At 68.3% G+C, this 6,614-nt stretch carries 7 protein-coding genes; 2 read left to right on the top strand and 5 right to left on the bottom strand.

Annotated features, from left to right (window positions below):
- The coding region (locus tag ACFOWZ_RS25175; protein WP_382376333.1) for a hypothetical protein at positions 1-197 on the bottom strand (197 nt) is incomplete at its 3' end.
- A 297-nt stretch (positions 198-494) separates the two neighbouring features.
- Positions 495-1,769 (bottom strand): tyrosine--tRNA ligase, encoded by a 1,275-nt coding sequence (gene tyrS / locus ACFOWZ_RS25170; protein ID WP_382376332.1) that lies wholly within the window; start codon positions 1,767-1,769, stop codon positions 495-497.
- 67 nt (positions 1,770-1,836) lie between these two features.
- On the opposite strand from tyrS, the gene ACFOWZ_RS25165 reads away from it, so the two are divergent.
- The gene (locus ACFOWZ_RS25165; protein ID WP_382376331.1) at positions 1,837-2,274 is read left to right on the top strand and encodes a hypothetical protein; all 438 of its coding nucleotides are present in this window, start codon (positions 1,837-1,839) and stop codon (positions 2,272-2,274) included.
- On the opposite strand, the gene ACFOWZ_RS25160 is transcribed toward ACFOWZ_RS25165, so the two are convergent.
- Entirely contained in the window at positions 2,258-3,556 is a 1,299-nt protein-coding gene (locus tag ACFOWZ_RS25160) for an SMI1/KNR4 family protein (RefSeq protein ID WP_382376330.1), read from the bottom strand. The two genes, ACFOWZ_RS25165 and ACFOWZ_RS25160, sit on opposite strands and share 17 nt — an antisense overlap.
- Positions 3,557-3,594: 38 nt before the next feature.
- Here ACFOWZ_RS25160 and ACFOWZ_RS25155 point away from each other — a divergent pair, with 38 nt between their 5' ends.
- Positions 3,595-4,635 (top strand): toll/interleukin-1 receptor domain-containing protein, encoded by a 1,041-nt coding sequence (locus tag ACFOWZ_RS25155; protein ID WP_382376329.1) that lies wholly within the window; start codon positions 3,595-3,597, stop codon positions 4,633-4,635.
- Here ACFOWZ_RS25155 and ACFOWZ_RS25150 read toward each other — a convergent pair.
- Positions 4,627-5,229, bottom strand: a complete 603-nt coding sequence (locus ACFOWZ_RS25150; RefSeq protein WP_382376328.1) for a DNA-3-methyladenine glycosylase — start codon at positions 5,227-5,229, stop codon at positions 4,627-4,629. The two genes, ACFOWZ_RS25155 and ACFOWZ_RS25150, sit on opposite strands and share 9 nt — an antisense overlap.
- Complete coding sequence (argH, locus tag ACFOWZ_RS25145) at positions 5,219-6,610, bottom strand: argininosuccinate lyase (protein ID WP_382376327.1); 1,392 nt, start codon at positions 6,608-6,610, stop codon at positions 5,219-5,221. The genes ACFOWZ_RS25150 and argH overlap by 11 nt, the downstream gene beginning before the upstream one ends.
- Positions 6,611-6,614 lie beyond the last annotated feature (4 nt).

Raw genomic sequence — 6,614 nt, 5'->3', positions numbered from 1 at the left:
GTATTCATATTACTGGCTGTGTTTCGGCACGCTGTTGAGTTCTCAAAGAACACGCGCTCATCATCACGATCCGCCATGCAGCGGCTCGATCCGAGGCTGTGTCGTACATAAGCTTTTGGTTTGAAACTTCCGACGCCCTTGGCCTCTGAGCTCAGAAGAGCTACCGGCTGGGTCTTCATCGTTTCGCGGTCACCCACTCTACCACAGTCCGTGGAAGCTTGGTTCGTGACCTCCGCCGCACTCCGTTCCGGTGTTCCCGGCCCGTTCCGCGCTGGCAGAGAGAAAGTTACACGCACGCCAACTGGGGGTCAAATCGGGGGCAACCCAGCCACCCGCGATTAAGAAACCGCAGGTCAGCAGCCCCGTACAGGACCCTCCGACCACGCTATCGCAGGGCAGAACCCGACACACTGTGACCGCGATCACATCGAGAAAGATCGAAGGCCGCCGGCCCCGAGTGGGACCGACGGCCTTCGACGACCAGAAACAGCAGGTCAGAGCTCCACGTGGACGCCCGCGTTGTTGCGCTTGCCGCGACGGAGCACCAACCACTTGCCGTGGAGGAGGTCCGACGCGGCCGGCTTCCACTCCTCGTCGGTCACCTTCGCGTTGTTCACGTAGGCACCGCCCTCGTTGACCGTCCGGCGGGCGGCGCCCCGGCTGTCGGCCAGGCCGGACGCGATCAGCAGGTCGACGATCGTGGGCTCGTCCGCCAGCCGCACCTTGCCGGTCGGCGCCTCGGCCAGCGCGGCCTCCAGCACCGACGCGTCCAGGTCGCGCAGCTCGCCGCGGCCGAACAGCGCCGCCGACGCCAGGATCACCTGCTGCGTCGCGCGCTCCCCGTGCACCAGGTCCGTGAACTCCTGCGCGAGACGCTTCTGCGCGGCACGCAGGTGCGGCTTCTCCGCGGTCTCCTTCTCCAGCTCGTCCAGTTCCTCACGCGTGAGGAACGTGAACAGGCGCAGGTAGCGAAGCACGTCGGCGTCACCGACGTTCACGAAGTACTGGTACCAGGCGTACGGCGAGGTCATCTCCGGGTCGAGCCACACGCTGCCGCCACCGGTCGACTTGCCGAACTTGCGGCCCTCGGCATCGGTGACCAGCGGCGCCGTCAGCGCGTGGACCTGCTTGCCCTCGACCCTGCGGATGAGGTCGACACCGCCGACGATGTTGCCCCACTGGTCGGAGCCGCCGACCTGCAGCGAGGTGCCGTACCGGCGGTGCAGCTGCAGGTAGTCGTTCGACTGCAGCAGCAGGTAGCTGAACTCGGTGTACGACATGCCGTCGGACTCGAGGCGGCGCTTCACCGTCTCGCGGGACAGCATGACGTTGATCGAGAAGTGCTTGCCGACGTCGCGCAGGAACTCGAGCGCGGTGACCTGGCCGGTCCAGTTCAGGTTGTTCTCGACGATCGCGCCCGTGGGCGAGGAGTCGAACTCGACGAACCGCTCCAGCTGGCCGCGGATCCGGTCGGCCCACTCGGCGATGGTGTCGAGCGGGTTCAGCGTGCGCTCACCGGTGTCGCGCGGGTCGCCGATCATGCCCGTCGCTCCGCCCGCCAGCACGATCGGACGGTGCCCCGCCATCTGGAAGCGCTTGAGCATGAGCAGCGGGACCAGGTTGCCGGCGTGCAGCGACGGCGCCGTCGGGTCGAAACCGCAATAGAGCGTGAGCGGGCCGGCGTCCAGGTCCTTCCGGAGTGCGTCGAGGTCGGTGGACGTCGCGATCAGGCCGCGCCAGGAGAGTTCGTCAAGGATGTGCTCGCTCACGTCAGCCATTGTCGCCTACCAGGTCGAACGGGTTTCCACCCGGTGCGCGGACGGGTAACCGGCTGGCATGACGGAGCCACGTGACGAGTTGCGGCGGCCCACTGAGCGCATGCCGCGCGTGAACGAACCTGTCGTCGAAGAGGTCGTCGAGCGCGACGACACCTACCGGAGGGTGCGGACGGTGCACACCGTCTGCGCTGTCATCGACATCGTGTGCTGGACTTTCGCCATCGTGCTGTTGGTGCACGTCTTCCTGGTGGTCGCCGACGCGAACTCGGCCAACGGGTTCTTCCAGTTCGTCGCCGGCTGGGCGAACGGGATCACCCTCGGCCTGGACGGCCTGTTCACGCCGGACAGCCCGAAGGTCGCCGTTCTGCTCAACGAGAGCCTCGCCGCAGTGCTGTGGCTGCTCATCGGCATGTTGCTGACCAGCCTGATCACGCGTCTGGCGCTGCCGGTCGACCACCGGCGCGCCTGGTACCGCAGGACTACGGCCGTCCGCTGACGACCCGCCGCGGCAACGCGACGCCCAGGCTCTCGGCCCAGTCGAGGGCCTGGGCGAGCGACCGTTCGCCGGTGAGCGTCGCGGCGGCGGGACGAACGGCGCACCGCCGCCACTGCTCCGCGTTCAGCGTCAGGTGGTCCACCTGCGGCAACGACTCGACGTCCACCTCTGCGCCGGACACGTCGAGCACACGCAGCTTCGGCAACGTGGGCAGCTCAACGCGCGCACCGCTGACCGTGAGAGAGGTCAGGCGTTCGAGCGCGGGAATCTCGGTTTCGGTCGCGGTGACGTGGAGGCGTTCCAACGGAAGATCCGCCAGGCCGCCGAGTCGCAGGCGCCCTCCGCTCACCTTCAGCTCACGCAGGTCGGCCAGGCTCGCGAGCGGGCCGAGATCGGCGTCGCCGAGGTCGTACAGACCGAGTTCCCGCAGGGTCTGGAACCTCTGGGACACCTCGGCGATCACGTCGACGTCGTGGTCCTCGGCGGAGTAGTGGGCCCTCATCCAGGGGCGGTCCGGGTGCTCGGGCGACCGGTGCCACTCGGTCACGGACTCGGCGAGGAGCTCCAGCGGATTGCAGTTGAGGGACGCCACGATCACCTGACCGACGCGACCGCGCGGACCGGGAGCGAGGTCGACGCACAGCGTCACTCCGGACGGATACCGCACGATCGGCACCCACAACGGGTGGAAACCGACGAGCTGCACGGCATCCCGGGGTCCGGTGTACGGGACCGGCTCCGCCCAGTCGTCACAACTGTGCGAGAAGAAGGACTCTTCGTCGTCGAGCCGTTCTCGCCGGACCGTCAGGATCTCGTCCGCGGGCAGCAGGGTGTGGTCGCCGAACTCGGTGACACCGCTGAGGTACAGCTCGTGCACCTCGGCCGGCAGCGGCACGCCGAGCTCGGCTTCGACGGCAGCCAGCGGACCGGTGGACGTCACCTCGGTCCGCTCGTACGGCGGGATCACGTGTCGTGGCCGCGGTTCGAACACAACGCTGTACGTCGGCGGTAGGAGGCTGTCTTGCTGTTGGATGCCTTCGGTCAGGAGGGCGGTGAACGCTCCGTCCGGCTCGACCCTCATCTCGAAGACCACGGGGCCGTCCGCACCAAGTGCGACCAACGACTTCAGTTGCCGCACGCGCACGTCGTTGTCTGACGGTCCGGACGTGACGCGTCTGGACGTGAAGCCGAATTCGGAGGTGGCGCGCAGAGTCAGGTAGTCCCAGCCCGGTTCGGTTCTCGCGACCAGTTCGGCGGCCACCGCGGCCAGCTTCGTCTCCACGTGATCCCCCAGGATGTCGAAGGCCGTACCTTAGACCGGTGGCCGAGTACGAGTTCGACGTCGCTCCGTCGTTCGCCGAAGAGGACCGCGATCGGGTGCTGCCGATCGTCGACCGCCTGAAGTCGCTGGGTGTCGAGGTCTTCTACGACAAGGACCGAGAGGTCGAGATGTGGGGGCAGGACCGCATCGAGTACTTCTCCGAGACGTTCAGCCACCGTGCGAGGTTCGTGCTGCTGTTCAGTTCGCAGCACTACGTCTCGAAGTGGACGCGCCTGCAGAGCCGTGCCGCGATGGCGCGCGCGTTGGAGGAACACACCGAGTACGTGCTGCCGATCCGAATCGACGACACGCCCGTGCCCGGTCTCTTGCCCACGATCGCGTACCTCGACATGCGCGTGCACAGCGACGAGGTCATCGCACAGGCCGTTGCGCAGAAGTTGGCACAGCACCGCGCGTCGTTCACTCCTACTACGCCGATCACACCGCAGTCCGTCGCGGCGCTGGTCAGGGAGAAGCCGCGCGGGTGGGAATACCTGCTGTACGTCACCGTTGTGTCGCAAGGACTTGAGGAGCTGGAGTCGAAGTACCGCGAGCACTTCCTGCGGTACGCGCCGCGCAACGGGACCGTCGAGCACGGCAACGGGATCGACCTGATCCGCGATCGCAACGTGCTGCTGGGCGAGATCATCAAGGTCGCCGTCGAGTCGGTGTTCACGGAGGCCACGCAGGAGGCCGCGTTCGGCGCACCCGGCGTGCCGGGTGATCCCGGCCGGATCGTGCACCTCGGCGAGCTGTTCGTGCGCACGTTCGACGAGATCCTGGAGTGGGCCAGGGAGATCCACGCGACCAGCTACGCGAAGGACAGGACCCGCACGGCCGCGCGGATCCACGCGCAGTTCGCCGACCAGCAGTTGCGGGCGATGCACGCGGTGGCGCAGGACCTGCGCGGGGTGGCGGACACCCTGGTCGAACGGCTGACCGCGGGTGAACAGATCAACATGACAGTGCCGCTGGTGTTCGAGGTGGATCCCGAGCTGGAACGGCAGTTCAAGGTCGCGCTGGACGAGCTCTCACGCTGACCTGCGGCGCTTGCCGCCTCTCTTGTAGGTCGACACGGCCGGAGAGTCGACCCAGAACCGCCACGGCACGTCCATCGCCACGGCGACACCGACGCGCGGGCCCGAGAACACCTGCTCGGCGGGCTCGCCTGCGTACAGCCGCACGGGCGAGTCAGGAGACGCCAGGTCGACGCCGTTCTGCGCGCGGTCGAGCCCCAAGACCTTGCACAGCCGTGCGGGCCCTTTGGCCAGTTCGGCCGCCGAGCGCGAAGCGGGTCGTCGAGAGAAGGCAATGTCTTCACCGGAGACCACTTCCCCCGCGCGCAACAGCACCGCACCGGGCACACCGTCGGTCAGCGACACGACGTTCGCGCAGAAGTGCATGCCGTAGACGAAGTAGACGTAGAGGTGGCCGGCCGGGCCGAACATCACCTCGTTGCGCGGGGTCTTGCCGCGGTAGCAGTGCGACGCCGGGTCGTCGCCGCCCCGGTACGCCTCCACCTCGACGATGCGCACGCGCACGCCGCCCGCTTCCAGGAACGAGCCGAGGAGGAGCTGGGCCGCGTCGACCGGGTCGACCGCCAGCTCCTCCCTGGTCAGCTGCCTAGAACTCACGGGCCGCCGCGGCGCGGGCCACCAGCGCGTCCAGCTGCTCGCGGACTCGCGAAGGTGCGGTGCCGCCGTGGGCGTTCCTGGACGCGATCGAGCCCTCGACGGTCAGCACCGAACGGACCTCGGGGGTCAGCGCGGGCGAGATGGCGTGGAACTCTTCGTCGGTCAGGTCTTCCAGGCCGACGCCGCGGGACTCCGCCGCACGAACGCAGGCACCCGCGGCCTCGTGCGCGACGCGGAACGGAACGCCTTGGCGCACAAGCCATTCCGCGATGTCGGTCGCCAGCGTGAACCCGGCGGGAGCCAGCAAGGCCATGCGGTCGACGTCGAACCGGAGAGTCGCCACCATGCCCGCGAACGCCGGCAGCAGGAGCTCCAGCTGCTCGACCGAGTCGAACAGCGGCTCCTTGTCCTCCTGCAGGTCGCGGTTGTACGCCAGCGGCTGGGCCTTCAACGTCGCCAGCAGGCCCGCGAGATTGCCGATCAGGCGACCGGACTTGCCGCGCGCGAGCTCGGCGACGTCCGGGTTCTTCTTCTGCGGCATGATCGAGCTGCCCGTCGACCACGCGTCGTCCAGCACGGCGAAGCGGAACTCCGCGGTGGTCCAGATGATGATCTCTTCGGCGATGCGCGACAAGTTCACGCTGACCATCGCCAGCACGAACGCGATCTCGGCGGCGAAGTCGCGGGAGGCGGTGCCGTCGATGGAGTTCTCGACCGGCGCGTAGAAGCCCAGGTCGGCGGCCACCTTGGCGGGGTCCAGGCCCAGCGAGGACCCGGCCAGCGCGCCCGAGCCGTACGGGGAGAACGCCGCGCGCTTGTCCCAGTCGTGCAGCCGGTCGACGTCCCGCAGCAGCGAGTGCGCGTGCGCCAGCAGGTGGTGCGACAACAGCACGGGCTGGGCGGACTGCAGGTGCGTGCGGCCCGGCATGACCGCGCCGAAGTTCGTCTCGGACTGTGCGGCGAGCGCGTCCACGACGTCCAGCACTCCGGCAGCAACACGGCGGGCGGCGTCGCGCAGCCACATGCGGAACAGCGTCGCCACCTGGTCGTTGCGGGAACGGCCCGCGCGGAGCTTGCCGCCCAGCTCGGCACCGGCGCGGTCGATCAGGCCGCGCTCCAGCGCCGTGTGGACGTCCTCGTCCTCCAGCACCGGCGTGAACGCGCCCGACTCGACGTCCGCGAGCAGCTCGTCCAGCGCCTTCTGCATGCCGGCCAGCTCTTCATCCGACAGGAGACCTGCCGCGTGCAGCACACGGGCGTGCGCGCGCGAGCCGGCGATGTCGTACGGCGCCAGACGCCAGTCGAAGTGCGTCGACAGCGACAGACGGGCCATCGCCTCGGCCGGTCCCGACTCGAACCGGCCACCCCACAAAGAACTCATTGCA

This window comes from Lentzea rhizosphaerae (assembly GCF_042649515.1).
In the GTDB taxonomy this organism is placed as follows: Bacteria; Actinomycetota; Actinomycetes; order Mycobacteriales; family Pseudonocardiaceae; genus Lentzea; species Lentzea aerocolonigenes.
Note: the sequence above shows the minus strand (reverse complement) of the source record. Positions and strands in the feature narration are given on the sequence as shown.

Bases quoted from the DNA above. Each gene is read 5' to 3' on its own strand.
- ACFOWZ_RS25165 (WP_382376331.1), top strand. From the start codon at position 1,837: ATGACGGAGCCACGTGACGAGTTGCGGCGGCCCACTGAGCGCATGCCG.
- argH (WP_382376327.1), bottom strand. From the start codon at position 6,610: ATGAGTTCTTTGTGGGGTGGCCGGTTCGAGTCGGGACCGGCCGAGGCG.